Here is a 17,072-nt window from a genome sequence, read left to right on the forward strand (position 1 = left end):
CATTGACTACTGGTTGATTTTATACTTGTACCAATAAAAGTGATTGAGGTGATTGTTGATGAGTGGCTGTATGAGTGCGTTTGGAGGCATGCCCCAAGCTGAACTAAGTAAAGGACTTAAGCAATTAAAAGGTGAACACCCTCCGTTATTAAAGCAATTAAATGATATGTACGAGTTAACACAAAAAATTGATCAAGAAATTGATATTGAGGCTAATTTTTCCGCATTAATTACCATCGTAAAGGAATTTAAGGCGGCATTAGACCCCCATTCAGAAAGAGAAGAAGGCGTTCTTTTTCCGATGATGGGTGTTTATATAGGAACAACATCAGGACCTATTGCTGTAATGGAGTATGAGCATGACCAAGCGAAATCCAAAATTGGAGAATTTCTTACGAATGCAGGAAGTGAACCGGGGGCCATTGAAGAAAAGAAACAAGCAGCACAACTAGTTCAAAGTGCTTACTTTATCTTAACAGAGCATTTCTCCAAAGAGGAAAATGTTTTATTCCCAATGGCGGAAAGAATGCTTACCGACGAGGAAAAGGAAGAATTATTTCAAAAAATCCAGGAAATATAAAAGGATGGGCTCCGTGCCCATCCTTTTATATTTCCTGCCTATTCCAATCCAAAATCTTTTTATCGGTCGGAAGAAGGAAAGCTATTATACCAAGTAATGGCAGCACTCCGAGCCATCGTATCATTGATTGCAGTCCAATCCAGTCTGCAATATAACCAAGGCCCACAGAACCAATTGCCCCCATTCCAAATGCAAGGCCAACTGTTAATCCTGACATCGTCCCAATTTTACCTGGGACTAATTCTTGAGCGTATACTACCGTAACTGAGAAACTAGTCATTAAGATAAATCCAGTCATAATCAGGAAAATAAACGCCAGAGTGGGCGGTGCATATGGAATTAAAATAGAAAAGGGAACGGTCGCTAACATTGAGATAGAAATGATGGTTTTCTTTCCAAAACGATCTGAAAGTGGACCTCCGAAAAAAGTACCGACTGCGCCCGAAACTAAAAAAGCGAAGAGGAAGAGCTGAGACTGTTTAATCGTTAAGGAATATTCCTTAATTGCATAAAAAGTATAAAAATTTGTAATCCCAGAAGTATACCAAGTTCTTGCAAAGATTAATAACAGAATAAAAACTAATGTAGTTTTTACTTCTTTCGTTAACCCTGTATTCGTTCCTGCACTAGATTTCTTTTTCTTTACTACATTTGGAGAAACTAATAATCTCTGATTATACCAATTAGCGATATAGACCAATAAGATTACCGCAAGTGCAGCTACAACCGTAAACCAGGAAGCCCCAATTTGCCCCAGTGGAACTAATATTAACGCTGTAATTAAAGGGGCTAATGCCTGCCCTGTGTTACCGCCGACCTGATATATTGATTGAGCCAATCCACGGCGATTTCCCGCTGCCATATAGGCAACTCTAGAACCTTCTGGATGAAATACTGCTGACCCAAGACCGATGAAAAGAACTGATAGTACGATCAATCCAAAGCTTGAAGCAAATCCTAATCCAAGAATACCGACTAAAGTGAAAGTGAGCCCAACCGGCAGTGCATAGGGCAATGGTTTTTTGTCGGTAAAAAATCCAACAATAGGTTGCATAACGGACGAAACCATATTTAAGGAAAAAGCAATTATCCCAAGTTGAGTGAAACTCAGTCCCATTGATTTTTCCAGAATAGGAAACATTGCAGGGACGACAGCCTGAATGGCGTCATTTAATAAATGGCATAATCCAATAATAAATAAAATTTTATACATGGTTGCTTCAGAAGTATTGGGTGTGCGTGATGGTAAAACTGCTTGTTGACTCATAAACATCCCTTCTTTATTAAAGTAGTTAGTAAATATTTGCTAACCTTATTTTACTATCGAATGAAGGAAATAAGAAATATTAATTCTTTATTCAATAAAAATTCTTATCTCTTCTTTGTTGGGTAAATTGACAACTCGTCAAAAATTTTTTATAATAATCTTGAAATCAAGATATTTATAAGATCCGGTCTCTTATATAGATAAAATTATTTTATAATATAGGCTGTGTTATTTTTGGCACTCTGTTGATTGGAGTGGAGGGCACGAAGACTCCTGCGGGAGTACGGGGCAGGGGAGACCCCGCAGGAGCAAAGCGACGAGGAGGCTCCCCGGCACGCCCGTGGAAAGCGAAGTGCCTGGAACGGAAGTCAACAGACAAGTTTAACACAGACAATAATTAAAGGATGAGTTTTTTATGGAAAATAATTCAACTGCTAATTCATTAAAGCTTTTTATCGTCCTTTCAAGAGCATATAAAGCTATTAACGAACATGTAAATAAAGTAATCCAGGCTAACGGGTTAAACCCTACGGAATTTGCCGTTCTGGAACTTCTGTATCATAAGGGTGACCAGCCCATGCAGCAAATTGGCGGGAAAATCTTGCTTGCAAGTGGGAGTATAACTTACGTGGTCGACAAGCTAGAACAAAAAGGGATGTTAAGAAGAATTGCCTGTCCGAAAGATCGCCGTGTCACTTACGCACAAATCACAGAAGACGGGAAAAAATTTATTCAGGATATTTTCCCTGAACATGCAGAGCAAATCAATAATCTCATGTCATCGCTTGGTGAATCTGAAAAACTAGAGGCGATTGACTTGTTAAAAAAACTGGGAATCCCTGCTGGTAAATTCTAATACGGCCATTTGGTCGTATTTTTTTTGTTGTCAGGAATGTTAGCCGATAGTATATAATATAATTAGGTTGGAATATTTTACAAAGGGGTTGTTTCGATGGGGTTTGAAAACTATACATACATACGACCAAATTTAGAAGAAGTAACAGAAAACTTTAATTCTGCAATTGAGAATTTGAAAAATGCAGCTACACTAGAAGAACAAAACGCGGTAATGAATGAAATTAATAAACTAAGAAATGACTTAGGGACTATGTTTAACCTTTGTTATATCCGTCATTCAATTGACACGAATGATGAATTTTACAAGGAAGAACAGGATTATATGGATGAAATTCAACCTGAAGTTGAAGGGTTAGTGACAAAGTATTATCAAGTACTGGTTGATTCTAAGTTCCGGCCTCAACTAGAAGCAAAATGGGGGAAACAGCTTTTTGCCCTTGCCGAAGGACAGTTGAAGACATTCAAACCGGAAATTGTTCCTTTACTTCAGAAAGAAAATCGGTTGTCAACCGAATATACGAAGCTAATGGCATCTGCAAAGATTGATTTCGAAGGGGAAGAAAGAACTCTAGCCCAATTAGAGCCGTTCGCTCAATCAACTGACAGAGAAATGAGAAAAAGAGCAAATGAAGCGAAATTTGGCTTTATGGTTGAACATGAAGCAGAGTTTGATCGCATTTTTGATGACCTTGTTAAAGTAAGGACTGAAATCGCTCAGAAACTTGGTTTTAAGAACTTTGTTGAACTTGGTTATTATCGAATGATGAGAACCGATTACAATGCAGAAATGGTTGCCAATTTCCGTAATCAAGTTAAGGAATATATTGTTCCAATTGCAACAAAATTAAAGGTGCGCCAACAGGAAAGAATCGGTCTCGATAAGCTTAAATATTACGACGAATCTTTTAATTTTCAAACTGGAAACGCCACTCCAAAGGGCACTCCGGAATGGATTATTGAAAATGGGCAGCAAATGTATGAGGACCTTTCACAAGAAACTGGAGCATTTTTTCAATTTATGCAAGAAAATAATTTGATGGATCTTGTGGCGAAGAAGGGAAAAGCCGGCGGTGGCTATTGTACTTTTATTGAAAATTATAAAGCACCTTTCATTTTTTCAAATTTCAACGGTACATCTGGAGATATTGATGTTCTAACACATGAGGCTGGTCATGCATTCCAAGTTTATTCGAGTCGTCAATTTGAGATTCCTGAATATGCTTGGCCAACATACGAGGCATGTGAAATTCATTCAATGAGTATGGAATTTTTCACTTGGCCATGGATGGATTTGTTCTTTAAGGAAGACACCGATAAGTACAAGTTTTCTCATCTAAGTGATGCCCTGTTATTCCTGCCTTATGGGGTTTCCGTTGATGAATTCCAACATTGGGTCTATGAAAACCCAGAAGCTACACCAAAAGAGCGAAAGCTTCAATGGCGTGAAATTGAGAAAAAGTACTTACCTCATAAAGATTACGACGGAAATGAATACCTAGAAAATGGCGGCTTCTGGCAGCGTCAAGGCCATATCTATAATTCACCGTTTTACTACATTGATTATACACTTGCGCAAATTTGTGCCTTTCAATTCTGGAAGCGCTCCAGAGATAATCAAGAGGAAGCATGGGCAGACTATGTGAAGCTATGCAAATTAGGCGGTAGTATGTCATTTACTAAGTTAGTTGAAGCGGCGAATTTAATCTCGCCATTTGAGGCTGGTTGTGTGGAATCGGTAGTGGGTGTGATTGAAAATTGGTTAAACTCTGTAGATGATAAAAATCTATAAATAAAAAAAGCGAAGCCAGTCTAGAATTTCTAGAATGGCCTCGCTTTTATTTATTTAACCACAGTAACATGAGAAACAACTTTTAGCTCATCTTCTTCAACAATAGCAGTTAATCTTGTAACCTCTGGCTGCTCTAAGATAAAATCCGCTATTTTATCTTCAAGCTGCTCTTGGATGACACGGCGGAGAGGGCGTGCCCCGAAAGCTGGATGGTATCCAAGCCTTGCAAGTTTTTCTCTTGCTTCTTGGGTCACCGTTAATTCAATCTTTTGTTCCGTAAGCGTTTCTTGTAATTCATTAATCATTAAATCGACAATATAAAGGATATGCTCTTTGCCTAGTGAATTAAACTCAATGATACTGTCGAAGCGATTCAAGAATTCAGGTTTAAAGAAAGTGCCAAGTGAGTCAAGGATACTAGCTTCTTCAATCGCCTCGTTTGTACCGAATCCAACATGGACGGTCTTGTGGCCCACGCCAGCATTGCTTGTCATAATGATTACGGAATCCTTAAAGCTGACAATTCTTCCTTGACTATCCGTCAGGCGCCCATCCTCAAGAATTTGCAGGAAAAGATGTTGAACATCTGGATGTGCCTTTTCAATTTCATCTAATAGAATAATGTTGTAAGGGTTTCTGCGTACTTTTTCTGTTAGCTGTCCTGCTTCTTCGTGACCTACATAGCCAGGAGGTGAGCCAATCAATTTAGAGATACTATGTTTTTCCATGTATTCACTCATATCAAGGCGAATCATCGAATCCTTAGAGCCAAATAGTTCTACGGCAAGTGTTTTAGTTAATTCTGTTTTACCAACTCCGGTTGGTCCAACAAATAAGAAGGAACCGATTGGACGATGTTTTGATTTTAAGCCGGCACGACTGCGTCTAATTGCTTTAGCTACTTTTTTTGCAGCTGTTTCCTGGCCGATAACCTTAGATTTTAGATTCTCTTCTAAAGATTTCATTTTTAACTGTTCATCTTGTTGTAGCTTTCCAACTGGAATACCTGTTTTTTCTTCGATGATTTCTTGGATATGAGATACATCCACAAGGGGTCTCTCCATACCTGAAACCATATTTAATGCTTTTTCAATTTTGGCTTCTTCATCGCGAAGAGTAGCTGCCTTTTCATAATTCTCGTTTTTCAGTGCCTCTTCTTTTTCAACACCAATCTCTTTTAAGCGCTGTTCAATTTGTTCATTGTTTTGATAATCTGAAATAAGATTTAATTTTGAACCAGCTTCATCCAGCAAATCAATGGCCTTGTCAGGTAAGAAGCGGTCCTGGATATATCGATGTGACAATTGAACACAGGCAAGAATCGCTTGATCGGAATAGGTCACTTGGTGATAATCTTCATATTTCTTTTGTATCCCTTTTAAAATATCAATTGCAGCCTCTGGTGTTGGTTCAAGAACTTGAACGGGCTGGAAGCGTCGTTCTAAAGCGGAATCTTTTTCGATTTGTCGATACTCTTTAAGTGTGGTTGCACCAACCACTTGAAGCTCACCGCGGGCCAGGGCAGGTTTTAAGATATTTCCTGCATCCATTGAACCCTCAGCGGAGCCAGCACCGACAAGTAGGTGAATTTCATCGATGAAAAGAATAATATTTTTCCGGGCTTGTAATTCTGAAATGAGTTGTTTCATTCTCTCTTCAAATTGACCGCGGATTCCTGTATTGGCAACAAGGGAAGCGACGTCCAATAAATATACCTCTTTATTACGTAATTTGCCGGGAACATCTCCTTCTGCAATCTTCTGTGCAAGACCCTCAGCAATCGCCGTTTTTCCGACTCCTGGTTCACCAATTAATACTGGATTATTCTTATTCCGTCTATTTAGAATTTCGATGACACGCTTTACTTCTCCATCGCGGCCAATAACAGGATCAATTAAACCTGCTTTGGCCATTTGAGTTAAATTTCGTCCAAATTGATCAATAAAACCACTATGTCCGCTTTTTCTCCCAGGTTGTGTAACAGGTTGACTGCTGTCATCCTTACCAGGGGTTGTATTAGACATGAAAAAGTTTTCAAATGGGAAACCTTGGAAATTGCTTATATTTTGACCAAATCCGGCTCCAAGGGTTTGCGTTTCTTTTAAATAACATTCATGACAGAGTTTGATTTCCTTACGCTGTCCATTAATTATCATGTTTAATTGTATGTTTGCATTATTCTCATTACATTGTTGACAAAGCATAAGTAAATACCCTCCTATTAAAAAATTAAATTTTATAGTTTGACTTTGACTATATTTGACCTTATGACGATAGTATACTCTGACCTTTTTTGACTTTCAAGTGATTTGTTTTGGTAATGCTTTCTAATTAAGGAAAAAAGCTCGTCTTTGTTTGTCCTTATCATCATATATTGATGATAAGGAGGAGATGATGTGAAGAGGGAATGGACACAAGCATTTCAAATAGCTGCAGTCTATGTAGGGACTGTAGTAGGGGCTGGCTTCGCCACGGGAAAAGAAATCGTTGAATTTTTTTCACGGTTTGGTTTCTTTGGCTTAATAAGTATAATAATGAGCGGATATCTCTTTATTTCATTGGGGTCGAAACTAATGAGAATGGCTGCACATATAAATGCAAAATCCTATCAAGAGTTTAATGAGTATTTATTTGGCAAATGGCCAAGTCGTGTCATTAATATCTTTATGCTTTTTATGCTTCTTGGAGTTAGTGCAGTTATGCTTTCAGGAGCCGGGGCCGTGTTTGAGGAACAGTTAGGTTTGCCGAAAGCAGCCGGCGTTTTCTTGACCATTTTTTTATCCTTTTTGGTCATGTTAGTTGGAACAAAAGGTCTTTTTGCAGTTAATACGTTTGTTGTTCCTCTTATGATAACTTTCAGCCTAATATTAATGCTCTTTTCAGTGCAAATGCCCCACTTTATAGATAAATTGCTATTTATTCCGCATGCGGATGATGGCTGGAGGAGTGTCATCGCCCCATTTTCGTATGTTGCATTAAATCTTGGTCTATCTCAAGCAGTTTTAGTGCCAATTGCTACTGAAGTGAAGGATGATTGGACGATTAAATGGGGAGGAATTCTTGGAGGGGCTGCTTTAACTATAATCTTAATTGCCAGTCATTTTTCGTTAATCATGCTCCCTAGTTTAGAAATATATAACATCCCAATGGCCATTGTCATGAAAAATTTAGCTCCTTTTTTATTTTGGATTTTTGTTCTCGTTATTTATGGAGAAATTTTCACCTCTGTGATTGGAAATGTCTTTGGACTCGATCGGCAGTTAAAACAATACTCGTCTATTCCGACAATCCTATCTGTAACGCTCATTTTTGTTGTTTCTTATCTGATCAGCCTTGTAAATTATGGTACGCTGCTCTCCTATTTATATCCTTTATTTGGGTATATTTGCATGATTTTTTTTGTTTTACTTTGGATAAAGCCATTACCAACAAGTGTCAGAAAATAAAAAAAGCAGTTGTTCAGGAGAGCAACTGCTTTTTAATGCAAAGGTAAGAAAATAAACATCATCAAGTCAAAAATGATATGAGAAACAATCACCAAAGGCATGCTCTTTTTCCATAGATACAGATATCCCCAAACTACACCAGAAATAAAGGCCGCAAGAACTAATAAAAATGAGCCTGCATAAATATGGACGGAAGCGTACAGGATTGACGCTACCAAAATACTGAACCCTGGCTTAAACATCTTGCTCAATCTTTTTTGAATAAAACCTCGCCAGAAAAGTTCTTCTCCTGGGGCTGCAACTAATACAAGGGCAAGATATTGCCAAAATATTGTAGGAGCAAACCATTTATATAGGTTCTTAAGACTTGTATCATAGGGTAGATGCAGTATCTTCATTCCACGGATCCCAAGCCAAAAGATACTATATAATATTAAACCAGTTAGTGCCCCAAGAAAAATATACTGAATAAGGGATAAGTTATCATCCACCTCTTCTTGAAACATAGCATAAGCGATTAAGATTAGAATCGAACCAGCAAAAATATACCAAAAGATCGCTTTATCATGAAATGAAAAAAATAAAAGTATATGTGCAATAATTAAACCAATCAATATGCGCGGGTCTTGGAAGAATTTCTTCATTACGCGATCTCCTTTTTAGAAAACATAAAATTTATTTTATCAAATAAGTTTTTCAAATGGAAATCATTACATCTCTAATTTTACTGTTTCGTTAGGTTAGAACATAAAGAATAGAAAAAAATAAAAAAGGAAGGGAGTGAATGAATTGAGCAAATCAAAAAGTGAACAAGAAAGAGAATGGACAGTCCGGAAACAAGATCAAAATCCACATGGAAAAGTAAAAACAAAAAAGCAATTGGCAAATGAAGCTGGAAAGGGCCAATAACTAAGGTCAAAAAAGAAAAGGCAGCCTTAATGAGGACTGCCTTTTCTAGTATTCTATTATTTTAATAAGCGCTTTCTTTTATAACTTTATAGTTTTTGTGATTGACAACAGTTCGCTGATCCAATTCTAAATCACGATAATTATCCATAACTGTTAGGTCGACAATGACAGAATTTTCATTTACCTTTTCAACAATCCCTTTCAAGCCACCACGGAATTCTATGATATTTCCAACTTCTGCTTTTCTCATAATGTCTCTCTCCTTTGCCTCAAAAACTATAAATAAAATCCAGTTAAATAACAGTTTGCACTACTTTTTTCGTTTCGTAAAGCCTTTTATTTGACAATTATGTTAATTCTTTATTAACAATATAATTATATGAGAAAAAAGGCAACAAAAGAATCGGAAACGCTTTCAATTATCGTGAAAGAAATTTACAATGTTGGCTTAAGGAAATGCGGTTGCGCTAAAATAAAACTAGGTAAAGGTGGTGTTTGGAATGACGGAAGAAATGATTACAGATATTTTGGATCGCCTTATGACAGGAGAACTTTCAGAGTATTATGTCACTAACGATCAGTTTATGGAATTTCGTCAGGTGCTGGTGAAAAGAACAGATTTTAAGCATTTCCGCGGGATTGGTCAAAGGGGCGGAGATGTATTGTATCAATATCTAAAAGAACCAAGAAGTTAATGACTAACTCAGAAGAACTCTTAATAAGGGAGTTCTTCTTCTATATATCAATAAAAATTTGGATAATTAAAAAGCTGTCGAAATTATGTTGAAGGTTTTTGGTTGTTTTATTAAAATTTGATTGTTTTTGACAGATTTGTGACATAAAATATAAATTAGCTTTTTCAGTTGTTTGAATAGCAAGAAAATGATATTCTATCAATTGTATGAACCAAAACATTATCATCAGAGTAAATAATCATTACATGTTTGTTTCTTTTTTGGAAAAAATAGCTGAAAAGAGATGATTTTACTCTTTAGTTAGTTATCGATTTAGTTGACTAAATGATGAGAAATGTTTATTTTTAATGAAGCAAGTTTGAATCTTATATAAATACTAAAGGAGTTTGATTAGCATGTCAGAAAAGCAATTTAAAATAGTCGCAGAAACAGGAATTCACGCTAGACCAGCAACTTTATTAGTCCAAACAGCAAGCAGATTTGATTCTGAGATTCATTTAGAATATAAAGGTAAAAAAGTTAACTTAAAATCAATTATGGGCGTTATGTCTCTAGGTGTTGGCCAAGGAGCTGATATTACCATTTCAGCAGAAGGAAACGATGCAAACGATGCATTAAATAGCCTTGAAGAGACATTGAAAAAAGAAGGATTGGCAGAATAATGACTTTTTTACAGGGAATAGCCGCATCAAACGGGATTGCTATTGCAAAAGCATACCGTCTTGTTGAGCCAGATTTATCTTTTGAATCTAGAACAATTGATGATGCTGCTGCAGAGGTTGACCGTTTCCGCATGGCAATAGAGAAATCTAAAACAGAACTCGAAGCAATTCGTGACCGTGCCAAAGTAGAGCTTGGAGCTGATAAAGCAGCGATTTTTGAAGCACATCTACTTGTATTAAGTGACCCTGAATTAAATTCACCCATTGAAGATAAAATTCAGTCTGAAAAAGTAAATGCTGAATCTGCATTAAAGGAAACAGCAGATATGTTCATTATGATGTTTGAACAGATGGATAATGAATATATGAAAGAACGTGCAGCAGATATTCGTGATGTAACGAAGCGTGTATTAGCTCATCTATTAGGTGTGCAGCTTGTTAATCCAAGTATGATTGCTGAAGAAGTGATTATTGTAGCTGAAGACTTAACGCCTTCCGACACAGCACAATTAAACAGACAATTTGTCTTAGGATTCACAACAAACATTGGTGGACGTACCTCACATTCAGCCATCATGGCTCGTTCAATGGAAATTCCAGCGGTAGTTGGAACCAAGGCAGCGACAGAGGAAATCAATAATGGAGATCTTGTCATTGTTGATGGACTAAAGGGCGAGGTACATATTAACCCAACACCTGAGCTTGTTGAACAGTACCGTAAAATTCATAACGAATACGAAGTTCAAAAAGCCGAATGGGCCAAGCTTGTCAATGAACCAACTGTAACAAATGATGATCACCATGTTGAATTAGTAGCCAATATAGGAACTCCAAAGGATTTAAAAGGAGTTATTGAAAATGGCGGTGAGGGTGTAGGTCTTTATCGGACTGAATTCCTCTATATGGGAAGAGATCAACTACCAACAGAAGAAGAACAGTTTGAATCCTACAAGGCTGTTTTAGAGGGTTTAAATGGTAAGCCAGTGGTTGTTCGTACCCTAGATATCGGTGGAGATAAGGAACTTCCTTATTTGGATCTACCAAAGGAAATGAATCCATTTTTAGGCTTCCGGGCAATTCGCTTATGTTTAGAAGAGCAAGGCATCTTCCGAACTCAGCTTAGAGCACTGCTACGTGCTAGCAACTATGGAAACTTAAAAATCATGTTCCCAATGATTGCAACTCTAGATGAGTTCCGTGCTGCCAAAACGATTCTTGAAGAAGAAAAGCAAAAACTACTTGCAGAAGGTCAGAAAGTTGCCGAAGGTATTGAACTTGGTATTATGGTTGAAATCCCGTCAACGGCTATCTTAGCGGATCAATTTGCAAAAGAAGTAGACTTCTTTAGTATCGGTACAAATGATTTAATTCAATATACAATGGCTGCAGACCGAATGAATCAGCGTGTTTCTTACTTGTACCAGCCATATAGCCCATCCATTTTACGATTAGTAAAAATGGTTATTGATGCATCACATGCACAAGGAAAATGGACAGGTATGTGTGGGGAAATGGCAGGAGATGAAACAGCCATTCCAGTTCTCATCGGACTTGGACTTGATGAATTTTCAATGAGTGCTACATCCATCTTAAAAGCTCGTTCTCAAATCAGGAATTTGAAAAAATCTGATATGGAAAAGCTTGCCCAAGAAGTTTTAAATATGCAAACAACTGATCAGGTTATCGAAGCAGTTAATGCTGCTACAAAGTAAATATTAGAAACGGAAAGACCGGCTAATGATTAGCCGGTCTTTTTGTGAATCATGCCTATATTTTTTTGATTTTTCATATTATTTATCTTTTTTATTATCGATTTTTGAGTATAATAACAAGTGAAACCTAATACCTATTTTTTGACAGTTCTTTTGAATGATTAATAGACAAAAATAGGAAAGTTATTAGGTGAAAATTGTACATAATATAGTAGTAATGGTGGAGGTGAAAGGAAATATGGAACAAAAACCTGTACATTATGATGGAAGTTCACAACTAGGTCAAGCAACAAATGAGACATTGGTTAATGAACCATTCCAAATGACTGATGAAATGAGAAGTAATATTGGTCGAAACCCTTACTCCCTAGATACAAATGAATAAATGATGTAAGAAAAAGGATTTGTCTTCGGGCAAATCCTTTTTGATTATTTTCCTACCTTTTAACTGATAATAATATTGTCATTATTCAAATGAAAGGTGGAGTATGAATGGTACGCGTTTTGTATATCACGGCACATCCTCACAATGAAACACAGTCCTATAGTATGGCAGTAGGGAAGGCTTTTATTGATAGCTATAAACAAGTTAATTCCGGTGATGAGGTTATACATCTAGATTTGTATAAAGAAAATATACCTCATATTGATGCTGATGTTTTTAGCGGCTGGGGGAAGCTCCGTTCCGGTCAAGGCTTTGATGAACTAACAGGAGAAGAAAAGCAAAAAGTCAGCCGTCTTAACGAGTTAAGTGAGCAGTTTGTAGGTGCAGATAAATATGTATTTGTCACGCCTTTATGGAACTTCTCGTTTCCACCCATTATGAAGGCTTATCTTGATTCAGTAGCAGTTGCAGGAAAGACTTTTAAATATACGGAAAAGGGTCCAATAGGACTATTGACGGATAAAAAAGCCTTGCATATACAAGCAAGAGGTGGATTTTACTCAGAGGGGCCTGCTGCGGAGATGGAAATGGGACACCGTTATATTAATGTGATGATGAGTTTCTTTGGAGTTCCTTCCCTTGAAGGGTTGTTTGTAGAAGGTCATAATGCCGTGCCTGACAAGGCACAAGAAATTAAAGAAAATGCAATTGCAAGAGCAAAAGATTTGGCACATACCTTTTAAAAGTATCTCTAGTTTGTGGATAAGAGGCAGAATAAATCTGTCTCTTTTTTATGAACTTTTACCAAGTATTCCCTCGATTTATCCTGTATACTAGTAGTAGATTTATGAAGGAGGAATCGAACACGATGGAGTTGAATTTAACTGGTAAAACAGCTTTGGTTGTTGCTTCTAGCCAGGGTCTAGGGTTTGCAATAGCTGAACGTTTAGTAAAAGAGGGAGCAAATGTTATGATTTCTGGACGTGAGGAGGAAAAGCTGAGACAGAAAGCAAGTCAGCTTGAATCTATCGGTATAGGAAAAGTAGCCTACCAAAAAACTGACATAATGAATGTTAAGGATATTAATCAGTTGGTAAAAGTAACCTCAGATACATTTCAAAGAATTGATTTGCTAGTAAACAATGCTGGAGGTCCTCCAGCAGGTTCGTTTGAAGAATTAACAGATGAAGAATGGCAGAATTCCTTTGAATTGAATTTATTATCCTACGTTCGAATGATTCGTGCAGCATTGCCCTATTTAAAACAACAAGGCGGGAAAATTCTTAATATCGCATCTACTTCAATTAAAGAACCGATTCCGGGATTAATTCTTTCAAACACTTTCCGGACTGGTATTGTTGGACTTTCAAAGACACTAGCGTCGGAGTTAGCACCATATAATATTTTAATTAATACCATTGCACCTGGTCGAATTGCAACGGACCGCGTGAATCATTTAGATCAAGTAAACGCAGATAAATTAGGGGTTGACAGGGAAACAGTTGCATTAAAGGCTAAAGAAGGAATTCCCTTAAAGAGATACGGAACTCCTGAGGAATTTGCAAATGTTGCGGCATTCCTGTTATCTGATGCTAATTCCTATATGACAGGCAGTTCATTTTTAGTAGATGGAGGGATGATCAAAGCAATCTAGAAACAAAGTTTTTTCCTATATTAACCTTTCTTTACGTTTATTACCGATGTATTTTGGCTATGGTAAAAATATTAAGGGAGTGTTATTACATGCTGAAAAATATTCGATTAATGACTGTTTTGCTCTTGGTTCTATGTGGGTCCATGCTAATGAGTGGCTGTGGTTTACTTTTTTCCAATGAATTAATTGTCAATCGTTATGCAGATGCTTTGTTGACAAAAAATAATGAATTACAGTTCCGTTTTCGAATTAACAATGAAATATTATCAGGGCAGCAATTATATAAAGTGAAAGTGACTATTCATGATGATAAACTAGCAGCCGCAATTGGTAAAAGAGAAATAGTTTACGGCGAAGATCAAGTGTTAAACGGTGAATATTTAGAAGTAAAAGGAAAAAGCGAAAAATATATTTTTATGGACCCGCTTCCTCTAAAAGAAGATTTACATATTCATGAGCTTAAAAACATGATTGAAAAGGATAATGCCGTTTCAATTGAAGTATTTAATAATCAAGAAGTATTCGGCCGTGCCTATCTAACAAACTTTTCATCAGAGTTGTAAATTATGATTATGTTGGAATGAAAAAGGACAAAATAAAGTTGTGCATAATATTGGAGATGGAGCACAAAGACCGGAGCGATTGGGACGCTCCGGTTTTTTTTTGGCAAATTATTAATGTAAAATGCTAAAATAAATAAGAAAATTAACATGAGAGGGATGATGATGTTGCTTACACCAGAAGATACGGTAATTGGTTTTATTGGTACTGGGGTCATGGGAAAAAGTATGGCAGGGCATTTATTAAATGCTGGATACTCCTTAGTTGTTTATTCAAGGACAAAGGAAAAAGCACAAGAACTACTAGATCAAGGTGCAGAGTGGGCAGCAACACCCAAAGTGGTGGCTGAAAAGGCATCGGTAACATTTACAATGGTAGGTTATCCAACCGATGTGGAGGAAATATACTTAGATGAAGATGGCTTAATCTATAATGGAAATCCAGGTAGTTACTTTATCGATATGACAACCTCCTCCCCTTCACTTGCGCATAGAATTTATGAGGAAGCAAAGAAAAAAGGTATTCAGGCTATAGATGCACCAGTATCTGGTGGAGATGTGGGAGCGAAAGAAGCTAAGCTCTCAATCATGGCCGGAGGTGAAAAGGAAGCTTTTGAAGCAGTGCGGCCTATTTTAGAACTGCTAGGAACTAACGTAGTTTATCAAGGTAAACCAGGTGCAGGTCAGCATACAAAAATGTGCAATCAAATTGCAATTGCTTCAAATATGATGGGTGTCTGTGAAGCGATTATTTATGCTGAAAAAGCAGGTCTGGACCCTGAAAATGTCCTTAAAAGTATAACCACGGGAGCTGCTGGCAGCTGGTCGTTGAGTAATCTTGCTCCAAGAATGTTAGCAGGAAATTTTGAACCTGGTTTTTACATAAAGCATTTTATTAAGGATATGAAAATCGCGATAGATGAAGCGGAACGAATGGAGATGGAAGTACCAGGCCTCTCCTTAGCGAAGTCTTTATATGATCAATTAGCTGAAAGAGGCGAAGAAAATAGCGGCACACAAGCACTTTATAAATATTGGATGGCTAAATAGTTAATGAATAAATTCCTCCTCTCTTCTTGAAACTATAAGAGAAACCTTGAATTAGGAGGAATTGAAAATGGCTAAACGGACAAAAAAGAATGACGCGAAACAAAAAAACAAAAAGGGGTTTGATTCTGCAGTAGCAAACGAGGAATTCGCGACTGAGATAGGTTCAGCAGCGGCAAATCAAGCTCATAAAGAAAAGGCAAAAAAAGAAAAGGCACCTAAAAATGATGGGAAATACAAAGGGCAGTAATACTTACATCTTAAGACCCTCACATTTAATGTGAGGGTCTTAAATTTTCCCTATTTCAAGTTTTTTAAAAAGTGTTCTAGCCGGTTTAAGCCAAGCTCTAATAATTCCATCGAACAAGCAAACGATAAACGGAAATAGCCTTCTCCATATTCTGAAAAAGCACTGCCTGGAACAACAGCTACTTTTGTTTCTTGAACAAGCTTAAGGCAGAAATCAAAGCTGCTTAAGGAAATGGTTTCAGGGATTTTTATAAAGAAATAAAAAGCACCATCTGGCTTGATTACATCAAGTCCCATAGCAGATAAACGCTTGAAGACATATTCTCTTCTTTTTAAATATTCCTTTTTCATCACAAGCGCATCATCAATACCTGTTGTTAATGCTGCATAGGCTGCCTTCTGAGCAATGGAAGTGGCACAAGAAATATTATATTGATGAACCTTTAAAATATGTTTTGCGATGCTATCAGGTGCAAATAAAAGGCCGATCCTCCAGCCCGTCATTGAATGGGATTTTGATAAACCATTAATGAGGATGGTTTGTTCCTTTAGAAAGGCAGCAATTGACTTATGTGGCTGATCATAGGTAAGCTCGCTGTATATCTCATCTGCCAGGATAAAGATATTTTTATTCTTAAGATAATCTGCTATTTCTCTTAATTCTGATTCTGAGAGACTCACTCCCGTTGGGTTAGAAGGGTAGGGAAGTACAATACAGCGGGTTTTCTCAGTAATAAAGGGTTTAATCATTTCTAAAGTAAAGCGAAACTGATTTTGTCGAATATCGACATGGACTGCGGTGGCTCCCATCATATTAATAATTGGTTCATAACCAGGATAAATCGGCCCCGGTAGTAGAACTTCAGAACCTTCTGTTAAAATAGTCCGAAAAGCAATGTCGATTGCCTCGCTTGCCCCAGCAGTAACAATAACCTCTGATTCAGGTTTATAATTCAAGCCATATTTAATTTTAACGAAATTACAAGCAGCTTCCCTTAATTCTATCGTTCCTGCATTATGGGTGTAAGAAGTGAAGTTTTGCTTTATCGCATCAATACCGGCCACTTTCACATGCTCTGGAGTAGGAAAATCAGGCTGCCCAATCGTAAAGGAAATTAAGTCATCCACATCAGCTACCATATTGAAAAACTTTCTAATTCCGGAGATTTCGATATTTTTTACGCGTTGATTGATTAAATGCTCCAACATTGTCCATCCTTCCGAGTGAGGCTCAATTTCTTTTTATGTATAAAATGATT

At 37.1% G+C, this 17,072-nt stretch carries 20 protein-coding genes; 15 read left to right on the forward strand and 5 right to left on the reverse strand.

Annotated elements, in window-relative coordinates; translation table 11 throughout:
- Positions 1 to 58 precede the first annotated feature (58 nt).
- Entirely contained in the window at positions 59 to 580 is a 522-nt protein-coding gene (locus tag BR30_RS0118480; protein WP_231507749.1) for a hemerythrin domain-containing protein, read from the forward strand.
- Positions 581 to 605: 25 nt separating this feature from the next.
- On the opposite strand, the gene BR30_RS0118485 is transcribed toward BR30_RS0118480, so the two are convergent.
- Positions 606 to 1,847 (reverse strand): MFS transporter, encoded by a 1,242-nt coding sequence (locus tag BR30_RS0118485; RefSeq protein WP_026566272.1) that lies wholly within the window; start codon positions 1,845 to 1,847, stop codon positions 606 to 608.
- 245 nt (positions 1,848 to 2,092) lie between these two features.
- On the opposite strand from BR30_RS0118485, the gene BR30_RS38015 reads away from it, so the two are divergent.
- The 3 genes from BR30_RS38015 (at position 2,093) to BR30_RS0118495 (ending at position 4,494) form a co-directional block, all read left to right on the forward strand.
- Positions 2,093 to 2,248 (forward strand): hypothetical protein, encoded by a 156-nt coding sequence (locus tag BR30_RS38015; protein ID WP_155928722.1) that lies wholly within the window; start codon positions 2,093 to 2,095, stop codon positions 2,246 to 2,248.
- 14 nt (positions 2,249 to 2,262) lie between these two features.
- Entirely contained in the window at positions 2,263 to 2,703 is a 441-nt protein-coding gene (locus tag BR30_RS0118490; RefSeq protein ID WP_026566273.1) for a MarR family winged helix-turn-helix transcriptional regulator, read from the forward strand.
- A gap of 96 nt (positions 2,704 to 2,799) precedes the next feature.
- On the forward strand, positions 2,800 to 4,494 hold the full coding sequence (locus BR30_RS0118495; RefSeq protein WP_026566274.1) for a M3 family oligoendopeptidase: 1,695 nt from the start codon (positions 2,800 to 2,802) through the stop codon (positions 4,492 to 4,494).
- A 50-nt stretch (positions 4,495 to 4,544) separates the two neighbouring features.
- On the opposite strand, the gene BR30_RS0118500 is transcribed toward BR30_RS0118495, so the two are convergent.
- On the reverse strand, positions 4,545 to 6,698 hold the full coding sequence (locus BR30_RS0118500) for an ATP-dependent Clp protease ATP-binding subunit (protein WP_026566275.1): 2,154 nt from the start codon (positions 6,696 to 6,698) through the stop codon (positions 4,545 to 4,547).
- 192 nt (positions 6,699 to 6,890) lie between these two features.
- On the opposite strand from BR30_RS0118500, the gene BR30_RS0118505 reads away from it, so the two are divergent.
- Positions 6,891 to 7,940 carry a YkvI family membrane protein gene (locus BR30_RS0118505; protein ID WP_026566276.1) on the forward strand — a complete coding sequence of 350 codons (1,050 nt, stop codon included), beginning with the start codon at positions 6,891 to 6,893 and terminating at the stop codon, positions 7,938 to 7,940.
- Positions 7,941 to 7,972: 32 nt separating this feature from the next.
- Here the strand turns inward: BR30_RS0118505 and BR30_RS0118510 are convergent, their stop codons facing one another.
- Entirely contained in the window at positions 7,973 to 8,584 is a 612-nt protein-coding gene (locus BR30_RS0118510; protein WP_026566277.1) for a CPBP family intramembrane glutamic endopeptidase, read from the reverse strand.
- 145 nt (positions 8,585 to 8,729) lie between these two features.
- On the opposite strand from BR30_RS0118510, the gene BR30_RS38020 reads away from it, so the two are divergent.
- The gene (locus tag BR30_RS38020) at positions 8,730 to 8,849 is read left to right on the forward strand and encodes a DUF6254 family protein (protein ID WP_222127323.1); all 120 of its coding nucleotides are present in this window, start codon (positions 8,730 to 8,732) and stop codon (positions 8,847 to 8,849) included.
- A 61-nt stretch (positions 8,850 to 8,910) separates the two neighbouring features.
- On the opposite strand, the gene BR30_RS0118520 is transcribed toward BR30_RS38020, so the two are convergent.
- Complete coding sequence (locus tag BR30_RS0118520; RefSeq protein ID WP_026566278.1) at positions 8,911 to 9,099, reverse strand: YkvS family protein; 189 nt, start codon at positions 9,097 to 9,099, stop codon at positions 8,911 to 8,913.
- A 250-nt stretch (positions 9,100 to 9,349) separates the two neighbouring features.
- Between BR30_RS0118520 and BR30_RS0118525 the strand changes: the two genes are divergently transcribed.
- From BR30_RS0118525 to BR30_RS0118565, 9 genes are all read left to right on the forward strand, one after another.
- The gene (locus BR30_RS0118525; RefSeq protein ID WP_026566279.1) at positions 9,350 to 9,544 is read left to right on the forward strand and encodes a hypothetical protein; all 195 of its coding nucleotides are present in this window, start codon (positions 9,350 to 9,352) and stop codon (positions 9,542 to 9,544) included.
- A 395-nt stretch (positions 9,545 to 9,939) separates the two neighbouring features.
- Complete coding sequence (locus tag BR30_RS0118530; protein WP_026566280.1) at positions 9,940 to 10,206, forward strand: phosphocarrier protein HPr; 267 nt, start codon at positions 9,940 to 9,942, stop codon at positions 10,204 to 10,206.
- Positions 10,206 to 11,918 (forward strand): phosphoenolpyruvate--protein phosphotransferase, encoded by a 1,713-nt coding sequence (gene ptsP / locus BR30_RS0118535; RefSeq protein WP_026566281.1) that lies wholly within the window; start codon positions 10,206 to 10,208, stop codon positions 11,916 to 11,918. Before BR30_RS0118530 ends, ptsP begins: the two co-directional genes overlap by 1 nt.
- 238 nt (positions 11,919 to 12,156) lie before the next feature.
- A complete protein-coding gene (locus BR30_RS37390; RefSeq protein WP_197032358.1) occupies positions 12,157 to 12,303 on the forward strand; it encodes a hypothetical protein in 147 nt (48 codons plus the stop codon).
- Positions 12,304 to 12,410: 107 nt separating this feature from the next.
- The gene (locus BR30_RS0118545) at positions 12,411 to 13,046 is read left to right on the forward strand and encodes an FMN-dependent NADH-azoreductase (RefSeq protein ID WP_026566282.1); all 636 of its coding nucleotides are present in this window, start codon (positions 12,411 to 12,413) and stop codon (positions 13,044 to 13,046) included.
- 125 nt (positions 13,047 to 13,171) lie between these two features.
- Complete coding sequence (locus tag BR30_RS0118550) at positions 13,172 to 13,957, forward strand: SDR family oxidoreductase (protein WP_026566283.1); 786 nt, start codon at positions 13,172 to 13,174, stop codon at positions 13,955 to 13,957.
- A gap of 89 nt (positions 13,958 to 14,046) precedes the next feature.
- Positions 14,047 to 14,520 (forward strand): hypothetical protein, encoded by a 474-nt coding sequence (locus tag BR30_RS0118555; RefSeq protein WP_026566284.1) that lies wholly within the window; start codon positions 14,047 to 14,049, stop codon positions 14,518 to 14,520.
- A gap of 162 nt (positions 14,521 to 14,682) precedes the next feature.
- Positions 14,683 to 15,567, forward strand: coding sequence for an NAD(P)-dependent oxidoreductase (locus BR30_RS0118560; protein ID WP_442852984.1), 885 nt, complete (start codon positions 14,683 to 14,685; stop codon positions 15,565 to 15,567).
- A 67-nt stretch (positions 15,568 to 15,634) separates the two neighbouring features.
- On the forward strand, positions 15,635 to 15,814 hold the full coding sequence (locus BR30_RS0118565; RefSeq protein ID WP_026566286.1) for a hypothetical protein: 180 nt from the start codon (positions 15,635 to 15,637) through the stop codon (positions 15,812 to 15,814).
- 50 nt (positions 15,815 to 15,864) lie between these two features.
- Here the strand turns inward: BR30_RS0118565 and BR30_RS0118570 are convergent, their stop codons facing one another.
- Complete coding sequence (locus BR30_RS0118570) at positions 15,865 to 17,019, reverse strand: aminotransferase A (protein ID WP_026566287.1); 1,155 nt, start codon at positions 17,017 to 17,019, stop codon at positions 15,865 to 15,867.
- Between the last annotated feature and the right edge of the window lie 53 nt (positions 17,020 to 17,072).

It is taken from the genome of Bacillus sp. UNC41MFS5 (assembly GCF_000686805.1).

Bases quoted from the DNA above. Each gene is read 5' to 3' on its own strand.
- BR30_RS0118480 (WP_231507749.1), top strand. From the start codon at position 59: ATGAGTGGCTGTATGAGTGCGTTTGGAGGCATGCCCCAAGCTGAACTA.
- BR30_RS0118485 (WP_026566272.1), bottom strand. From the start codon at position 1,847: ATGAGTCAACAAGCAGTTTTACCATCACGCACACCCAATACTTCTGAA.
- BR30_RS0118490 (WP_026566273.1), top strand. From the start codon at position 2,263: ATGGAAAATAATTCAACTGCTAATTCATTAAAGCTTTTTATCGTCCTT.
- BR30_RS0118495 (WP_026566274.1), top strand. From the start codon at position 2,800: ATGGGGTTTGAAAACTATACATACATACGACCAAATTTAGAAGAAGTA.
- BR30_RS0118500 (WP_026566275.1), bottom strand. From the start codon at position 6,698: ATGCTTTGTCAACAATGTAATGAGAATAATGCAAACATACAATTAAAC.
- BR30_RS0118510 (WP_026566277.1), bottom strand. From the start codon at position 8,584: ATGAAGAAATTCTTCCAAGACCCGCGCATATTGATTGGTTTAATTATT.
- BR30_RS0118520 (WP_026566278.1), bottom strand. From the start codon at position 9,099: ATGAGAAAAGCAGAAGTTGGAAATATCATAGAATTCCGTGGTGGCTTG.
- BR30_RS0118525 (WP_026566279.1), top strand. From the start codon at position 9,350: ATGACGGAAGAAATGATTACAGATATTTTGGATCGCCTTATGACAGGA.
- BR30_RS0118530 (WP_026566280.1), top strand. From the start codon at position 9,940: ATGTCAGAAAAGCAATTTAAAATAGTCGCAGAAACAGGAATTCACGCT.
- ptsP (WP_026566281.1), top strand. From the start codon at position 10,206: ATGACTTTTTTACAGGGAATAGCCGCATCAAACGGGATTGCTATTGCA.
- BR30_RS37390 (WP_197032358.1), top strand. From the start codon at position 12,157: ATGGAACAAAAACCTGTACATTATGATGGAAGTTCACAACTAGGTCAA.
- BR30_RS0118545 (WP_026566282.1), top strand. From the start codon at position 12,411: ATGGTACGCGTTTTGTATATCACGGCACATCCTCACAATGAAACACAG.
- BR30_RS0118550 (WP_026566283.1), top strand. From the start codon at position 13,172: ATGGAGTTGAATTTAACTGGTAAAACAGCTTTGGTTGTTGCTTCTAGC.
- BR30_RS0118555 (WP_026566284.1), top strand. From the start codon at position 14,047: ATGCTGAAAAATATTCGATTAATGACTGTTTTGCTCTTGGTTCTATGT.
- BR30_RS0118560 (WP_442852984.1), top strand. From the start codon at position 14,683: ATGTTGCTTACACCAGAAGATACGGTAATTGGTTTTATTGGTACTGGG.
- BR30_RS0118565 (WP_026566286.1), top strand. From the start codon at position 15,635: ATGGCTAAACGGACAAAAAAGAATGACGCGAAACAAAAAAACAAAAAG.